Source organism: Delftia sp. S65 (assembly GCF_016516495.1).
GTDB lineage: Bacteria > Pseudomonadota > Gammaproteobacteria > Burkholderiales > Burkholderiaceae_C > Comamonas > Comamonas acidovorans.
Genome location: NZ_JACVUR010000040.1, coordinates 37,429 through 54,334, shown reverse-complemented (window position 1 = coordinate 54,334; position 16,906 = coordinate 37,429). Strand labels below are relative to the sequence as shown.

The window sequence follows — 16,906 nt, the reverse complement described above, 5'->3', positions numbered from 1 at the left end:
GGGACCTACGGATTAACAGTCCGGCGCTCTACCAACTGAGCTATTGAGGAACAAGACCTAGATTATATGACGTAAAAAACACGTCACAGAAAACTCGGGGGAATTTTTTCAGGAAGGCCGGCTGCAGGCCTTCATTCTCACGGCTCGGGCCTGAACCACAGCCACACCAGCACGCAGCCCATGGAGGTCAGCGCCACGGCCTGCACCCAGGCGGGCGGGCGTGTCCACAGCAGTATGACGGCGCACAGGCTCATCATGGCACTGGCGCTCCATTTGGCGCGCCGGCTCACGCAGCCGCCCCGTGCCCAGTTGCGCAGCATGGGGCCGAACAGGCGATGGCGCCACAGCCAGGTGTGCATGCGCTGCGAGCTGCGCGCCGCGGCCCAGCCGGCCATGAGCACGAACACCGTGGTGGGCAATCCTGGAATGAAGATGCCGGCAATGCCCGTAGCCAGGCTCAGGCAGGCAAACAGCTGCAGCGCCCAGCGCAACGGGGCGGCCGGCATGCGGTGCAGGGGAGGGGGGTCATCATCATGGAAGGCCGGCGCCGTGCCTGCCTGCGCAGTGGCCTCTGGCTCCAGGGTCTGTGCCGTGGGTATTTGCTGCGCGCCTGCCTCACGGTCCTCTGGGGACGCGGTGGATGACTCTCTGGCGGTGCTGGGCATGCTGCGATTGTGCCAGCGCGCTGTGGCCATGGCGGCCAAGAGGTAGCCAAGAGGTGGCCAGGGGGCGGCCGGGAGCCGGGCGGCCGCTATGCTTGGCAACCCGCATTTACATGCATAGCCTTGCACTGCCATGACTGTCCGCACCATTTTGAAGATGGGCGATCCGCGCCTGCTGCGCGTCGCCCAGCCCGTGACCGAATTCGACACCGACGATCTGCACCTGCTGCTCAGCGATTTGCTGGACACCATGCATGCAGCCAACGGCGCGGGGCTGGCCGCGCCGCAGATTGGCGTGGACCTGCAGATGGTGGTGTTCGGCTCCGGCCTGCCCAATCCGCGCTACCCCGAAGCGCCCGTGGTGCCGCGCACCGTGCTCATCAACCCGGTCATCACGCCCATGGGCGAGGACGAGCAACTGGACTGGGAAGGCTGCCTGTCCGTACCCGGCATGCGCGGCATGGTGCCGCGCTGGAACCATATCCGCTACACGGGCTTCGATGTGTTTGGCGATGCCATCGACCGCACGGTGGATGGCTTTCATGCGCGCGTGGTCCAGCATGAGTGCGATCACCTCTGGGGAAAGCTCTATCCCATGCGCATGCGTGACTTCAGCCAGTTCGGCTTCACCGATGTGCTGTTCCCCGGCATCAGCGTGGCCGAGGACGACTGAGCGGGCGGGCGCTGCCCGTATTCAAGGATCTTCGGTCAGGTCTTTGTATACAAATCGGTAGACAATTTTTCCATGCTGGCGCCGTACATTGGCACTTCCCGCCAAGGCGGGGATTGTGTGCGTTCGCCCGCCAAGAGCTGCCAAGCAGCCACCGGGCTTCGCGATGCAGGATGCAGGAGAGCGCGGCCTATCGGGTCGGCGGCAAAAGGTGCGCGGGGGCGCGCCTGCCGCCATCCGGCTGCCGCGTACTTGTCCGGCGTTCTGTGAACAAGAGGACAAGGAGACAGCGATGGAAAAAAGTTCTGGCAATGCGCCGGCCCTGGGTACAGACATCCGCCCGGAGGACGAGCAACTCGGCCTCACGGCCAACACCCTCTATGGTTTGCAGCATGTGCTGACCATGTACGGAGGCATCGTGGCCGTGCCCCTGGTCATGGCCAATGCGGCCGGCATGTCGGCGGCCGACACGGGCCTGCTGATCACGGCCTGCCTTTTCATGGGCGGGCTGGCCACGCTGCTGCAGACGCTGGGCATTCCGTTCTTCGGCTCGCGCCTGCCGCTGGTGCAGGGCGTGTCCTTCTCGGGCGTGGCCACCATGGTCAGCATCCTGCACACGGGCGGCGGCATGCAGGGCGTGCTGGGCGCCGTGCTCTTTGCCTCGGTGTTCGGCCTGATCATTGCGCCCATTTTTTCCAAGCTCACCCGGTTTTTTCCGCCGCTGGTCAATGGCTGCGTGATCACCATCATCGGCCTGTCGCTGATGCCGGTGGCGGCCCACTGGGCCATGGGCGGCAATCCCCAGGCGGCCGACTACGGCAGCATGGGCAACATCGGGCTGGCGGGCCTGTCGCTGGTCATCGTGCTGGCGCTGAGCAAGCTGGGCAACGCCATGATCTCGCGCCTGTCCATCCTGCTGGCCATCGTCATCGGCACAGCGGTGGCGGCCATGATCGGCAAGTCCGACTTTTCCGAGGTGGGCAGCGGTGCCTGGTTCGCCGTGCCCATGCCGCTGCACTTCGGCTGGCCGACCTTCAGCCTGGCGGCGACGCTTTCCATGTCCATCGTGATCCTGGTGACGCTGGTGGAAACCTCGGCCGACATCCTGGCCGTGGGCGACATCGTGGGCACCCGCGTGGATTCGCGCCGCCTGGCCGACGGCCTGCGCGCCGACATGCTGTCCAGCGTGGTGGCGCCGTTCTTCGGCTCGTTCACGCAGAGCGCCTTTGCCCAGAACGTGGGCCTGGTCGCGGTCACCGGCATCAAGAGCCGCTATGTGGTGGCCTTCAGCGGCCTGATCCTGATCGCCTTCGGCCTGCTGCCCATCATGGGGCGCATCGTGGCCTGCGTGCCGCCCTCGGTGCTGGGCGGCGCGGGCCTGGTGCTCTTTGGCACGGTGGCGGCCAGCGGCATCCGCACGCTGGCCAAGGTGGACTATCACAACAACATGAACCTGATCATCGTGGCGGCGTCCATCGGCATGGGCGTGCTGCCCATGGTCAAGCCGGACTTCTATCACCACTTCCCGGACTGGTTCGCCACCATGTTCCATTCGGGCATCAGCTCCACGGCGGTGACCGTGCTGCTGTTGAACCTGGTCTTCAACCACTTCAAGCAGGGCAACCCCGAGGAGCCTTCGGTGTTCGGCGCAGGTTCTGAGCGCGTGCTCAGCGAGGCCGTGCTGTCTGCCCTGGCCGATGGCGACCGGGTGGTCGATGGCAAGCTCTATGACCGCGAGGGCAAGGAAGTGGCCACGGTGTCGGCGCCTGCGGCTGCCATGCACTGACGGCCGCACCCGCGCCTGGATGCAAAAGGCCCGCCCTGGTTGACAGGGCGGGCCTTTTTTCGCCGCAAGTTCAGACCGCCAAGGCCTGCAGCAGCTCGGTTTCTATGAGCAGCTGGCGCTGGTTGTTCTGCAGTTCGGCGCCCTCGATCAGAAAGCTGTCTTCCACGCGCTCGCCCAGCGTGCTGACCTTGGCCAATTGCACGCTCAGGTGGTGCTGGGCCAGGATGCGCGCCACGGTGTAGAGCAGGCCGGCGCGGTCCGTGGCCGAGATGGACAGCAGCCAGTGCTGGGCTTTCTCGTCGGGCTGCAGCGTGACGCGCGGCGCAAAGGGGAAGCTTTTGACGCGGCGCGACAGGCGCCGGGGGGATGGCTCGCGCAGCGGCCCGCCCTGCATCAGCGCGGCGACCAGGTCGTTCTCGACCATGTGCATCAGCTCGCGGTACTGCTCCTGCATGGCGGGCGCGACCACCTGGAAGGTGTCCAGCGCATAGCTGTTGTGGGCCGTGTGCACGCGCGCATCCAGAATGGAGAAGGCCGCCCGGTCGAAGTAGCCGCAGATGCGCGCGAACAGATCGGGCTGGTCAGGCGCGTAGACCAGCACCTGCAGCCCCTCGCCGGCCAGGGAGCGGCGCGCGCGCACCACGGGGCGGGTGGTGCCCACATGGCGCGACAGGTGGCGCGTGTGCCAGGCGATGTCGGCCGCCTCGTGGCGCATGAAATAGTCCACGCCCAGCGTGTCCCAGAGCTTCTTGTGCGATTCGAAGGGCTGGGCTGTCAGTGCCAGCTGCACCAGGGCTTCGCGGCGGCGGGCCTCGATTTCGGCGGCTGCATCGGGCGCGCGTCCGCCCATGACGCGCAAGGTCAGGCGATAGGTGTCCTCCAGCAGCTTGCCCTTCCAGGCGCTCCAGACCTTGGGGCTGGTGCCGCGGATGTCGGCCACGGTCAGCAGGTACAGGGCCGTGAGGTTGCGCTCGTTGCCCACGCGCTCGGCAAAGGCCTGGATCACCTCGGGGTCCGACAGATCCTGCTTTTGCGCGACCTGGCTCATGGTCAGGTGCTCGCGCACGAGGAATTCGATCAGCTCGGCGTCGGCGCGCGCAATGCCGTGGGCGCGGCAAAAGCGCTTGGCCTCCACGGCGCCGATGATGGAGTGGTCGCCGCCGCGGCCCTTGCCGATGTCGTGGAACAGCGCGGCCACGTACAGCAGCCAGGGCTTGTCCCAGCCGCTGGCCAGTTGGGAGCAGAACGGGTACTCATGCGCATGCTCGGCCATGAAAAAGCGCCGCACATTGCGCAGCACCATGAGGATGTGCTGGTCCACCGTGTAGACGTGGAACAGGTCATGCTGCATCTGGCCCACGATGCGCCGGAACGGCCACAGGTAGCGCCCCAGCACCGAGGTCTGGTTCATCAGCCGCATGGCGTGCGTGATGCCGCTGGGCTGCTGCAGGATCTTCATGAAGGTGGCGCGGTTGACCGGGTCGCGCCGGAAGGCCGCATCCATCAGGTCCCGCGCGCCGTACAGCGCGCGCAGCGTGCGCGCCGACAGGTCGGTGAGGCCCACATGGGTCTCGTACATCAGGAAGGTTTCGAGGATGGCGTGCGGCTCGCGCTCGTAGAGATCGTCGCTGGCCACCTCGATAGTGCCGGCCTTCTCGTAGAAGCGCGAGTTCAGCCGGATGCGCGGCGTGGGGCGCGGGTTCAGCCGCTCCTCGATGTTCAGCCGCAGGATCTGGCACAGCTGGGTCACGGCCTTGGCCGCCCAGTAGTAGTGGCGCATCAGCGTCTCGCTGGCGCGCATGGCCAGCTTGCGCCCCTCGGCCGAGGTGGAGCGGTAGCCAAAGGCCTCGGCCACGGCGGTCTGCTGGTCGAAGACCAGGCGGTCCTCATGCCGGCCCGCCACCGCATGCAGGCGAGCCCGTATCAGGCTCAGCAGGGCTTCGTTGTCCTCGAGCTGCCGGCGCTCGAAATCGGTGATCAGCCCCTTGCCGGCCAGGGCCTGCCAGCTGCTGCCCAGGCCTGCGGCACGGGCCAGCCAGATCATGGTGTGCAGATCGCGCAGGCCGCCGGGCGATTCCTTGCAGTTGGGCTCCAGCGAGTAGGGCGTGCTCTCGTACTTGTTGTGGCGCTGGCGCATTTCCAGCAGCTTGCCGGACAGAAAGGCGTGCGCATTCATCTGGGCCTGGTAGCGCGTCTGGAACTCGGCGAACAGCGGCTCGCTGCCGCAGATGCGGCGTGATTCGAGCAGGGCGGTCTGCACCGTCAGGTCGCGCTCGGATTCCTCCAGGCATTCGGCCAGCGTGCGCACGCTGGAGCCGATCTCCAGGCCCGCGTCCCAGCAACTGCCGATGAATTTCTCGATGCGCGAGGCCAGCTCGGCATCTGCCGTGCCGGCGGCTGGCAGCAGCACCAGCACGTCGATGTCGGAATAGGGAAACAGCTGGGCGCGCCCGAAGCCGCCCACGGCGGCCAGGCAGGCCTCGGGCGGCATGCCGGCACGATGCCACAGCGCGCGCAGCAGCGTGTCGGCCAGATCGCTCAGGTGCTGCAGCACCAGGCGCACGCCGCGCCGGCCCATGGTGGGCGCCAGCAGCGAGCCTATCCAGCGCCCGCGATCCCGGGCGTACTGCACGCGCAACTGCTCCAGCGAGTCCGGGGCAGAGGGCGCAGCGTGGGAAGGAGTGTGGTCAGTGGTCTGTTTCATGCGCGGCGAGGGCAGGGAAGGCGCCGGGAGCGGGTGCCCCGGACGCCATGCCATTTTGCCTGCGCATCACGCAAGAAACATGCCGAGCCTCAGCAGCTCGTAGTGGTAACGAAGGGGGGCAGCGCGGGCGAGCCGGCCGACAGGGTCATGACTTCGTAGCCGGTCTTGGTCACCACCAGGGTGTGTTCCCACTGGGCCGAGAGGCTGTGGTCCTTGGTCACGATGGTCCAGCCGTCCTTGCCCAGCTCCTTGATCTCGCGCTTGCCCAGGTTGAGCATGGGCTCGACGGTGAAGACCATGCCTTCTTCCAGCACGGTGCCCGTTCCAGGGCGACCGTAGTGCAGGATCTGGGGCTCTTCGTGGAACTTCTGGCCGATGCCGTGGCCGCAGAACTCGCGCACCACCGACAGGCCGTGGCCTTCGGCAAAGGTCTGGATGGCGTTGCCGATGTCGCCCAGCGTGGCGCCGGGCCTGACCTGCTGGATGCCCAGCCACATGGCGTCGAAGGTCAGTGCCGACAGGCGCTTGGCTGCGATGGAGCACTCTCCGATCATGAACATGCGGCTGTTGTCGCCGTACCAGCCGTCCTTGGTGATGACCGTGACGTCCACATTGACGATGTCGCCCTTCTTGAGCGGCTTGTCATTGGGAATGCCGTGGCAGACCACATGGTTGACCGAGGTGCACAGGTGTCCGGGGTAGGGAGGGTAGCCGGGCGGCTGGTAGCCGATGGTGGCGGAGACCGTGCCCTGCTGCGCCATGCATTCGGCGCCCAGGCGGTCGATCTCGGCCGTGGTGATGCCGGGCTTGATGTGGGGGGTGATGTAGTCCAGCACTTCCGAAGCCAGGCGGCAGGCCACGCGCATGGCTGCGATGTCTTCAGCGCTCTTGATGGTGATGCTCATGCCCGCAATTATCCCATTGCGCCTTCGGGCGTGCAGGGGTAAGGGGTGGCTGTCGCCATCGGGACGGCTCAGCCCGGTAAAATAGCGGCCTCACCGATTCAGCGCCTTGCAGCCAGCCCCCGGAGGGCGGGGCCGCAGGGCGCTTTTCACAAGCCTCCTCACCCAACAGGCCGCCACGTGACCTTGCATCTGACACAGTTGGAGGGTGGAAACGCTCTCAGCTCGTTCCGCGCCCAGCAGCTCCTGACCGAACTGGTCTCCATCCATCCCAAAATCACCGGCATTGCCGCGCGCTTCGTGCACCTGGTGGCCACGGACGCCGCACCCACGCCCGCATTGCAAGAGCGCCTCCAGGCGCTCTTGACCTATGGAGACCCCTATGAAGGCCCGGCCGACGGTGCCGCCCTGGTGGTCACTCCGCGCCTGGGAACGATCTCCCCCTGGGCCTCCAAGGCCACGGACATTGCCCGCAACTGCGGCCTGGGCGTGTTCCGCGTGGAGCGCATCACCGAATACCGCATCGCCTTCAAGACCGGCCTGCTGAGCAATGTGCTGGGCAGCGCGCCTGAACTTTCGGCCGAGCAGACTGCACGGATCGCCGCCTTGCTGCACGACCGCATGACCGAGTCGGTCTTCGCCACGCGCGCCGAGGCCGAGCAACTGTTCTCCGCCCTGGACGCCGCTCCCATGGAGTTCGTCGATGTGCTGGGCGGCGGCCGCGCCGCGCTGGAGACTGCCAACCGCCAATGGGGCCTGGCCCTGGCCGACGACGAGATCGACTACCTGGTCGATGCCTTCAAGGGCCTCAAGCGCAATCCCACGGACGTGGAGCTGATGATGTTCGCGCAGGCCAACAGCGAGCACTGCCGCCACAAGATCTTCAACGCCCAGTTCACCATCGACGGCGAGGCCCAGGACAAGAGCCTGTTCGGCATGATCCGCAACACGCACCAGGTCTCGCCCCAGCACACGGTGGTGGCCTACTCGGACAACGCCTCCATCATGGAAGGCCATGAGGTCGAGCGCTTCGTCGCCACCTTCGAGGCGGCCCTGGACAAGATCAAGGCGCCCAGCTACCAGAAGAAGCAGGCCGTCAACCACGTGCTGATGAAGGTGGAGACGCACAACCACCCCACGGCCATCTCCCCTTTCCCCGGCGCATCGACCGGCGCGGGCGGCGAGATCCGCGACGAGGGCGCCACGGGCCGCGGCTCCAAGCCCAAGGCCGGCCTGTCGGGCTTCACGGTCTCCAAGCTGTGGGGCAGCGAAGTGGGCAAGCCCGAGCACATCGCCAGCCCGCTGCAGATCATGATTGAGGGCCCGCTCGGTGGCGCGGCCTTCAACAACGAATTCGGCCGTCCCAACCTGACCGGCTATTTCCGCGAGTACGAGCAGCAGGTCGGCGTCGGTGCCGATGCCGTGATGCGCGGCTACCACAAGCCCATCATGATCGCGGGCGGCCTGGGCGTGATCGACTCCGAGCTGACTCAGAAGATCGAGTTCCCCGCCGGCACCCTGCTGATCCAGCTGGGCGGCCCCGGCATGCGCATCGGCATGGGCGGCGGCGCTGCCAGCTCCATGGCCAGCGGCACGAACGCGGCCGAGCTGGACTTCGACTCCGTGCAGCGCGGCAATCCCGAGATCGAGCGCCGTGCCCAGGAAGTCATCAACCACTGCTGGGCCCAGGGCGACAAGAACCCCATCCTGGCCATCCACGACGTGGGTGCCGGCGGCCTGTCCAATGCCTTCCCCGAGCTGACCAACGATGCGGGCCGTGGCGCGCGCTTTGACCTGCGCGCCGTCAACCTGGAGGAATCCGGCCTGGCGCCCAAGGAAATCTGGTCGAACGAAAGCCAGGAACGCTATGTGATGGCCATCGCTCCCGAATCGCTGGCCGAGTTCACGGCCTTCTGCGAGCGCGAGCGCTGCCCGTTTGCCGTGATCGGCACGGCCACGGAAGAACGCCAGCTGGTGCTGGAGGACACGGCGGTGGCCTCGGGCGACCAGAAGTTCCCCGTGGACATGCCCATGAACGTGCTGCTGGGCAAGCCGCCCAAGATGCACCGCGACGTGGCCACCGTGCAGCGCGAGCTGCCGCCCATGGACCTGACCGGCGTGCCGCTGGAAAAGGCCGTGATCGACGTGCTGGCCCACCCCACCGTGGCCTCCAAGCGCTTCCTGATCACCATTGGCGACCGCGCCGTGGGCGGTCTCACGCACCGCGACCAGATGGTCGGTCCCTGGCAGGTGCCCGTGGCCGACGTGGCCGTGACCCTGGCCGACTACCGTGGCTTCAAGGGTGAGGCCATGGCCATGGGCGAGCGCACGCCGCTGGCCTCCATCAACGCCCCGGCGTCGGGACGCATGGCCGTGGCCGAGGCCATCACCAACATGCTGGCCGCGCCCATCGAGCTGTCCAAGGTCAAGATGTCGGCCAACTGGATGGCCGCCTGCGGCGAGCCCGGCGAAGACGCGGCGCTCTACGCCACCGTCAAGGCCGTGGGCATGGAGCTGTGCCCGCAGCTGGACATCTCGATCCCCGTGGGCAAGGACAGCCTGTCCATGCGCACCCAGTGGAACGAGGGCGGCCAGGTCAAGAAGGTGACCTCGCCCGTCAGCCTGATCATCACGGGCTTCGCCTCCATCGACGATGTGCGCGGCACGCTCACGCCCCAGCTGGACGCCTCGGAAGACGACAGCACCCTGGTCCTGGTGGACCTGGGCCGCGGCAAGATGCGCATGGGCGGCTCCATCCTGGGCCAGGTGCTGGGCCAGTCCGGCAATGAAACCCCTGACCTCGATGACGCCAAGGACCTGATCGCCCTGGTCGATGCCGTCAACGACCTGCGCGCCAAGGGCCAGATCCTGGCCTACCACGACAAGGGCGACGGCGGCCTGCTGGCCACCGTGGCCGAGATGGCCTTCGCCGGCCATGTGGGCGTGGCCATCAACGTGGACATGCTGGTCACCGAAGGCGACGGCATCAGCGACAGCCGCATGGACTCGGGCGAAGGCAAGAACTGGGCCTCCCAGATCAGCGGCCGCCGCGATGACATGACGCTGCGCGCGCTGTTCAACGAAGAGCTGGGCGCCGTGCTGCAGATCCGCACCGCCGACCGCGCCGCCGTGCTGCAGACCCTGCGCGAGCATGGCCTGTCCACCTGCAGCCACATCATCGGCAAGACGCGCCCCGTCTCGTCCAAGGTCGATGCGGGCAAGGGCGAGCTGCAGGTCTGGCGCGATGCCAAGTCCGTCTTCGGCGCCTCGCTCAGCGACCTGCACCAGGTCTGGGATGCCGTCAGCTGGAAGATTGCCCAGCAGCGCGACAACCCGGCCTGCGCCGACAGCGAGCACGCCGCAGCCGGCGAGCCTGCCGACCCGGGCATGCACCTGCACCTGACGTTCGACCCGGCCGAGAACCCCGCCGCACCCTTCCTGAACCTGGGCGCGCGCCCCCGCGTGGCCGTGCTGCGCGAGCAGGGCGTGAACTCCCATGTGGAAATGGCCTACGCCTTCACCGAGGCCGGCTTCGACGCGGTGGACGTGCACATGACCGACCTGCAAAGCGGCCGCGCGCAGTTGCAGGACTTCGCCGGAGTGGTGGCCTGCGGCGGCTTCAGCTACGGCGACACGCTGGGCGCCGGCATCGGCTGGGCGCGCTCCATCACCTTCAACGACAGCCTGTCCGCGCAGTTCCAGCAGTTCTTCGGCCGCAGCGATACCTTCGGCCTGGGCGTGTGCAACGGCTGCCAGATGTTTGCCGAGCTGGCTGACATCATTCCCGGTGCCCAGGACTGGCCGCGTTTCACGCAGAACCAGAGCAACCGCTTCGAGGCGCGCCTGTCCATGGTGGAAGTGCTGGAGTCGCCCAGCCTGTTCCTGCAGGGCATGGCCGGCAGCCGCCTGCCCATCGCCGTGGCCCACGGCGAAGGCTTTGCCAACTTCCGCTTCCGCGGCAATGCGGACAAGGCCATCGCCTCCATGCGCTATGTGGACAACCACGGCAAGGCCACCGAGCAGTACCCGTTCAATCCCAATGGATCGGCCGGCGGCCTGACGGCAGTGACCACGGCCGACGGCCGCTTCACGGCCATGATGCCCCACCCCGAGCGCGTGTTCCGCAACGTGCAGATGAGCTGGACCAACGGCGACAAGTCGGAATTCAGCCCCTGGATGCGCGTGTGGCGCAACGCCCGCAAGTGGCTGGGTTGATGCACTGAGCGACGCTGCAAAGCAGACAAAGGCCCTTCGGGGCCTTTTCTTTTTCTGTTTCTTTTTGGCGGCTGCCGTTACGGCGCCAGCATCTGCGCCGTTCGTGCGCGGGCCTGCTGGACCAGGGTGGAGATCAGCACCGTCTCGGGCAGGTTGTGCCAGTAGCGGCGTGGCATCTCGCGCAGCATGGCCTGCTCCTTCAGGCGTGCCGGGTTGAAGGTGCTGGCGTAGTAGGTCAGCCACAGGGCCTCGCCCGCGTCGGCTGGCGGGGCATCGCTGCGGCGCGCGCCGGGCGCCAGGCGCAGCGCATGGCCGTCCCAGTGCGCGCTGCATTGCGGCGTGAGGATGGCCCAGTGCATGTTGGCAAAGCGCTTGCAGAAGAAGGGCGCTGCCGCGCGCACGATGTGGTGCTCGGGCTCGAACCAGGCAATGTGCAGCTCGGGCTGGTCCGGTCGCTGCGTGGTCCGAAAGCGCACAAAGGCGTGCATCTTGTGGATCTCGCGCGAGACGGGGCGGGCCAGGGCCTCGATGGCGCGCCAGTCCGCATCCAGCGCATCCAGCCGCAGTTCGGGCCGGGCCTGCATGCGCGCCAGCCATCGGTGGCATAGCTCGAAGCGGCCCGCCGCGCGGTGCATGCAGGCATGGCGCAGCGCGGACATCTGGGTGTCCGACAGGGACAGCCCTGCCTCGCCGGGGCCGGCCAGCCCGGCGAGTGCCGAGGCGGGCATGGCCTGCTGCGGCGCGCTGGAAAACAGGTCCACCCCCGCGCCGAGTGGCTGCGCACCCCGCGTGTCGGGCCACCGCCAGCGCACCAGGGCGGGGTCGGCGCCATGGGCCAGCAGCGCCCTGCAGGCTGCGCGAAAGCCGGGCCAGTCGTCGGGGCTGTCGAGTTCGATGGTGAGGGCCTGTCCGTGCATGGCGTGCTCCAGGTTCTAGAACAGGCTGGCCTGCAGTGCGCTTTGCACGCGCATGCCGCTGTGCCGCGCCTGGGCCTGGCTGGCCTGCGACTGCGCGATCAGCCGCGTGCGCAGCGCGGCCGAGTCGGTCTCGCCCAGCAGGGGGCGGTGGCCGTCGATCAGCACGAAGGGCAGGGCCTTTTGCACGGGGGCGCGCAGCCGCAGCAGGTCGTCCAGCCGCAGCCTGCGCACGCGGCGCGCCGCCAGCAGGCGGTCCACCGTCTGCGTGCCCAGGCCCGGCACACGCAGCAGCAGGCTGCGCGGCGCACGGTTGAGGTCCACGGGGAACTGCTGTCGGTTGGCCAGTGCCCAGGCCAGCTTGGGGTCGATCTCCAGGTCCAGCATGCCGTGGCGGCTGGCCGCCGCGATCTCGCCCGCCCCGTAGCCGTAAAAGCGCATCAGCCAGTCGGCCTGGTAGAGCCGGTGCTCGCGCATGAGGGGCGGCGCCTGCGGCGGTAGATCGCGCGAGGCATCGGGAATGGGGCTGAAGGCCGAGTAGTACACGCGGCGCAGGCCGTAGCCCGCATACAGCGTGTGGCTGGATTCGAGGATGTCGGCATCGGTTGCGCGGTCGGCGCCCACGATCATCTGCGTGCTCTGCCCGCCCGGCGCAAAGCGCGGCACGGCGGCGCGCTGCGCGGGCGCGCCGGGCAGGGACTGCGCCTGGCGCTGCTCGCGCGTGGCCGCGCGCCAGGCCTGCACATGCCGGTCCACGCCCTGCATGGCCTGGCGTATGCGCTGCCCATCCTTTTCAGGCGCGAACTGCGCCAGGCCGCTGGCCGTGGGCAGTTCCACATTGATGCTCAGGCGGTCGGCATGGCGGCCTGCCTGGGCCAGCAATTCGGGCGCGGCATCCGGGATGGTCTTGAGGTGGATGTAGCCGCGAAAGTCATGCTCCTCGCGCAGGCGGCGCGCCACTTCCACCAGTTGCTCCATGGTGTAGTCGCTGGAACGGATGATGCCGCTGGACAGGAACAGCCCCTCGATGCAGTTGCGCCGGTAGAAGTCCAGCGTCAGCTGCACCACCTCGGCCACCGTGAAGCGGGCGCGCTGCACGTTGGAGCTCTTGCGGTTGATGCAGTAGCGGCAGTCGAAGATGCAGACATTGGTCAGCAGGATCTTGAGCAGCGAGATGCAGCGCCCGTCGGGCGCATAGCTGTGGCAGATGCCCATGCCGGTGACCGAGCCCATGCCCTTGCCGTCCAGCGAGTCGCGCCCCTGCGATCCGCTGGAGGCGCAGCTGGCGTCGTACTTGGCGGCGTCGGCGAGGATGAAAAGTTTGCGTTGCAGCTCCATGGCTGTATAAATATACAGTATATTTGCCTGGCACGTCCGGTTTCCTGAGAGCCCATCCCCCAGCCAGGGTCTGGTCCGGCCTTGCCTGGCTGCGGGTCGAGCGCACCGTCGGGATATCGCAATGGCCAGCGGATTGCAATGGATGCCAGTGCAATGGAATGAAACCGTTTTCAGTGCGGAATGAGTGCTTGCTTTCAATGGGTGGCGATGTGCATCGCAGGAAATGGTGAATGCGTGTTTTCTGCGTCTTTCGCAATGCGTGAAGGCTGGCATGGCTTGGTGCCATCAATGCACACGCTGATATAGCGCCGCTGACTGCGCGCCATGGGGTTCCCCATTCATGGGAGAGAGGTTGGGTGTTGTTGTGAATTGTTTCAAATTGCCGATAACTATTGCTGATAGGCTTTCGGGTTTGCCGGGCAGTGCCGTTTCATTCAATGCGCCCGGCGATGACAAACACTTGGAGAGGGAGCTTCGGTGTCGCGTGTATTAGGAACAGAGAGCGAAGTGCTGGCGCTGTCGCCGGACGCCTCATCCAGCAAGGCCGCCAAGGGCCTTCAATCGCCCGCCAAATGGCCCGCCATGGGCGCCAATGATGTGGCGGTCTGGGGTGAATGCCAGGGCAGTGGCAGCAAGCCCTACCAGACCCAGGTGGACCTGTCGGGGCCTTCCTTCAAATGCTCTTGCCCCAGCCGCAAATTCCCCTGCAAGCACGGGCTTGCGCTGATGCTGATGCGTGCCGGCGGGCAAGTCCCCGAAGGCGTTGATCCGCCCGCCTGGGTGCAGACCTGGCTGGACAGCCGCCAGGAAAAGGCCGAGAAGAAAGAGGCCAAGGCTGCCGCCGCAGCGGCCGAGCCGCCACCCGATCCCGAGGTCGCGGCCAAACAGCAGGCCAGGCGCGAGGACAAGCGCTGGGACAAGGTCGAAGCCGGCCTGCAGGAGCTGTCGCTGTGGATGCAGGACATGGTGCGTGCGGGCCTGGCCAACCAGGCCAGCGACACGCAGATGCGCCAGCGCTGGAACAACATGGCCGCGCGCATGGTCGATGCGCAGGCCACCGGCATGGCGGCGCGCATCAAGGATTGCAGGGATCTGGTGGACAGCCACCGCGACTGGCCGCGCGACATGCTGGTGCAGCTGGGCCACTGGCAGTTGATCATCGACGCGGTTCGCCGCCGCGAATCGCTCAGCCCCGAGGTCAAGGCCGACGTGATGGCCGCGCTGGGCTGGCCCATGGACAAGGCCGAGGTGCAGGCCAGGGGCCAGCTGGTCGAGGACGAATGGCTGGTGGCCGGCCTGCGCATGATCGAGCGCGAAGGCCGGCTCATGGAGCGGCGCGTCTGGCTGCAGGGCCAGCGCACCGGGCGCATGGCCCTGGTGCTGGACTATGCGCAGGGCGGGCGCGGCTTTGAATCGGCCTGGGTGCCGGGCCATCGCTACGGCTGCGCGCTGAATTTCTATCCGGGCCATGCGCCGCTGCGCGCCATTGCGGCCAATGGCAACGGGCCTGCGCTGCCTGCCGATGGCGCCAGCCCGCTGGCCACATCGGCAGTGGGCGACGTCCTGCAACTGCTGGGCCAGCGCATTGCCGCCAACCCGCTGCAGGCCACGCAGCCGCTGTGCCAGGACCGGCTGCGGCTGGTGCCCGCCCAGGGCCAGTGGTTCGCGGCCTGGCCCCAGGCGCCGGATGCATCGCCGGTCGCCCCTGGCACGGCGGCGCCAGTGCAGCCCGTTCCCGTGGCGATTGACGATGCCGAGGCCTGGCGCCTGCTGGCGCTCAGCGGCGGTGCGCCCATGCAGCTGTTTGGCGAATGGGAGCCCGGCCCGGCCGTGGGCCGCTGGCGGCTGCTGAGTGCCTGGCAGGCCCGCGAGGGCGAAACCGCCCAGCAATGTATCTGGCAGAACCAGGGTGATCCGGTATGAGCAACGCACAACTTTGGGCTGCGCTGCAGCAATCGGCCATGGTCGGCTCGGACCGGCTGGCCGTGCCGCCTGCGCTGGCTTCGGGCGTGGACCCGTCCGCAAGCGGGTCGCAGCAGGCCGTGCAGGCCGCGCTGCTGCCCCGCACTGACGTGGCCGGTGACTCGCCTGCCCAGCAACTGCTGCGGGCCAGCGCCGTGGCGGCCGTGTTCGAGCGGGCCGGCTGGCAGCCTGGCGCGCAGGTGCGCCTGACGGCACCGCTGGCCGTGCCGGCCGCAGCGCCTGCGGAGTCGCGCACCGCGCCTGCCGATGCGCGCCTGCACACCCTGATGGGCGACGTGCTCAAGGACGGCCCGTTCGAGCTGCAGGCCTCCATGCTGCGCACCCTGGACCAGGCCGGCCAGCGCCTGCCCCATGACCTGCTGGTGCCTGCGCTGGAGCAGGGCCGCCAGTCCGTGGAGCTGCGCCAGTGGCTGGCCCCCGTGCTGGGCGAGCGCGGGCGCTGGCTGGGCACGCTCAACCCGCAATGGGGCTATGCCAGCGGCGTGGAGGAAACCGCCGACCCCGAACTGGTCTGGCAGGAGGGCTCGGTGGAGCAGCGCGTGGCCCTGCTGCGCAGCGAGCGCGCAACCGATGCCGCCAAGGCCCGCACGCGACTGGAAGGCAGCCTGAAGGAGCTGGGCGCCAAGGAGCGCCTGCCCCTGGTCCAGGCCCTGGCCGTGGGGCTGGGCATGGACGATGAGCCGCTGCTCGAAAAACTGCTGTCCGACCGCAGCAAGGAGATCCGCGAGAACGCCGCGCAAATGCTCTCGTGCCTGCCGGACAGCGCGCACAGCCAGCGCGTCATGGGCTGGATGCAGTCCATGCTGCAGCAGGACGACAAGGGCCAGTGGATCGTGGAGCCTCCCGAAGAAGGCCTCAAGGAATGGGAGCGCGACGGCATCACGCTCAAGCCCGACGCCTACCACCGTGGCGGCAAGAAGGCCTGGCTGCTGGAGCAGATGGTGCAGCTCACGCCCGTGTCCTTCTGGACCCGCGCCCTGGGCCTGACGCCACTGGAAGTGATGGAGTGGAGCCGGCGCAGCGACTGGAAGTCCTCGCTGCGCCAGGGCTGGGTGCAGGCCCTGCAGTACCAGCTGGACGTGGAATGGATCGATGCCGCCCAGACCATGGGCCGCGACATGCGCCACGACGCGCTCCTGCCCGCCCTCATGGCCCGACTGTCCCGCGAGGAACGCGAGTCCCGCTGGATTGCCCAGTTCGAGCGCGACAGGCACAAGCTCATCGATGCCATCGAGGGCATGTCCCAGTCGCTGGGCGGTGCCGAACTGCTCTCGCCCGCGCTGTCGGCGCGGCTGACCGAGGCACTGCACGTGGCCGTGGGCGGCAAGCAGATCACGGGCAACTGGCACAGCTACCGCGCCGACCAGGCCCTGCTGTCCTGTGCGCGCATGCTGGACGTGACCGCGCTGGAGCGCTTTGCCGAACTGTGGCGCAAGCCCTCGGTGCTGGATGCGCAGCCCGAGCCTGAGCCCGAGCCGCAAACCGAACCTGCGGCAGCTGCGGCAGCAGTCACGGCCACCGCTGCCGCCACAGCCGCTGCAGTTGCCGCACCGGCAAGCATTCCCCTCACGCCCCAGCAGCAGGCGCGCCTCGAACGCAGCCGCGTGCGGCCCTGGGACGAGGAGCGCATGCGCGGCCATCTGGAGCGCATCGTCGATCTGCGCCTGGGCCTGCACCAGGCCTTTGTTGCCCTGCGCGGCCCGGCCTGAGCCGCGCCCGTCCTGCCGCATAC

General features: G+C 67.8%; 10 protein-coding genes. 5 read left to right on the top strand and 5 right to left on the bottom strand.

Annotated elements, in window-relative coordinates; all coding sequences use genetic code 11:
- Positions 1-137: 137 nt before the first annotated feature.
- Positions 138-506 (bottom strand): YbaN family protein, encoded by a 369-nt coding sequence (locus tag IAE24_RS24235; RefSeq protein ID WP_049801494.1) that lies wholly within the window; start codon positions 504-506, stop codon positions 138-140.
- Positions 507-795: 289 nt separating this feature from the next.
- Here IAE24_RS24235 and def point away from each other — a divergent pair, with 289 nt between their 5' ends.
- Both def and IAE24_RS24225 read left to right on the top strand, forming a co-directional pair.
- On the top strand, positions 796-1,335 hold the full coding sequence (def, locus tag IAE24_RS24230; RefSeq protein WP_199961910.1) for a peptide deformylase: 540 nt from the start codon (positions 796-798) through the stop codon (positions 1,333-1,335).
- Positions 1,336-1,624: 289 nt separating this feature from the next.
- Positions 1,625-3,118 carry a nucleobase:cation symporter-2 family protein gene (locus IAE24_RS24225; RefSeq protein ID WP_012206653.1) on the top strand — a complete coding sequence of 498 codons (1,494 nt, stop codon included), beginning with the start codon at positions 1,625-1,627 and terminating at the stop codon, positions 3,116-3,118.
- A 70-nt stretch (positions 3,119-3,188) separates the two neighbouring features.
- Here IAE24_RS24225 and IAE24_RS24220 read toward each other — a convergent pair whose 3' ends face one another.
- The gene (locus IAE24_RS24220) at positions 3,189-5,822 is read right to left on the bottom strand and encodes a [protein-PII] uridylyltransferase (protein ID WP_013801514.1); all 2,634 of its coding nucleotides are present in this window, start codon (positions 5,820-5,822) and stop codon (positions 3,189-3,191) included.
- Between the two features lie 89 nt (positions 5,823-5,911).
- Positions 5,912-6,727, bottom strand: a complete 816-nt coding sequence (gene map / locus IAE24_RS24215) for a type I methionyl aminopeptidase (protein WP_034396030.1) — start codon at positions 6,725-6,727, stop codon at positions 5,912-5,914.
- Between the two features lie 177 nt (positions 6,728-6,904).
- Between map and purL the strand changes: the two genes are divergently transcribed.
- On the top strand, positions 6,905-10,939 hold the full coding sequence (purL, locus tag IAE24_RS24210) for a phosphoribosylformylglycinamidine synthase (protein WP_013801515.1): 4,035 nt from the start codon (positions 6,905-6,907) through the stop codon (positions 10,937-10,939).
- A gap of 77 nt (positions 10,940-11,016) precedes the next feature.
- Here purL and IAE24_RS24205 read toward each other — a convergent pair whose 3' ends face one another.
- Both IAE24_RS24205 and IAE24_RS24200 read right to left on the bottom strand, forming a co-directional pair.
- Positions 11,017-11,856: a TIGR03915 family putative DNA repair protein gene (locus IAE24_RS24205; RefSeq protein ID WP_199961909.1), complete on the bottom strand. Its 840-nt coding sequence runs from the start codon at positions 11,854-11,856 to the stop codon at positions 11,017-11,019.
- Positions 11,857-11,871: 15 nt separating this feature from the next.
- Positions 11,872-13,191, bottom strand: a complete 1,320-nt coding sequence (locus IAE24_RS24200; RefSeq protein ID WP_017404179.1) for a putative DNA modification/repair radical SAM protein — start codon at positions 13,189-13,191, stop codon at positions 11,872-11,874.
- Between the two features lie 477 nt (positions 13,192-13,668).
- Here IAE24_RS24200 and IAE24_RS24195 point away from each other — a divergent pair, with 477 nt between their 5' ends.
- Positions 13,669-15,114 carry an SWIM zinc finger family protein gene (locus IAE24_RS24195; protein ID WP_071956466.1) on the top strand — a complete coding sequence of 482 codons (1,446 nt, stop codon included), beginning with the start codon at positions 13,669-13,671 and terminating at the stop codon, positions 15,112-15,114.
- Positions 15,111-16,883, top strand: a complete 1,773-nt coding sequence (locus tag IAE24_RS24190; protein WP_199961908.1) for a DUF5691 domain-containing protein — start codon at positions 15,111-15,113, stop codon at positions 16,881-16,883. Before IAE24_RS24195 ends, IAE24_RS24190 begins: the two co-directional genes overlap by 4 nt.
- The last annotated feature ends 23 nt before the right edge of the window (positions 16,884-16,906 follow it).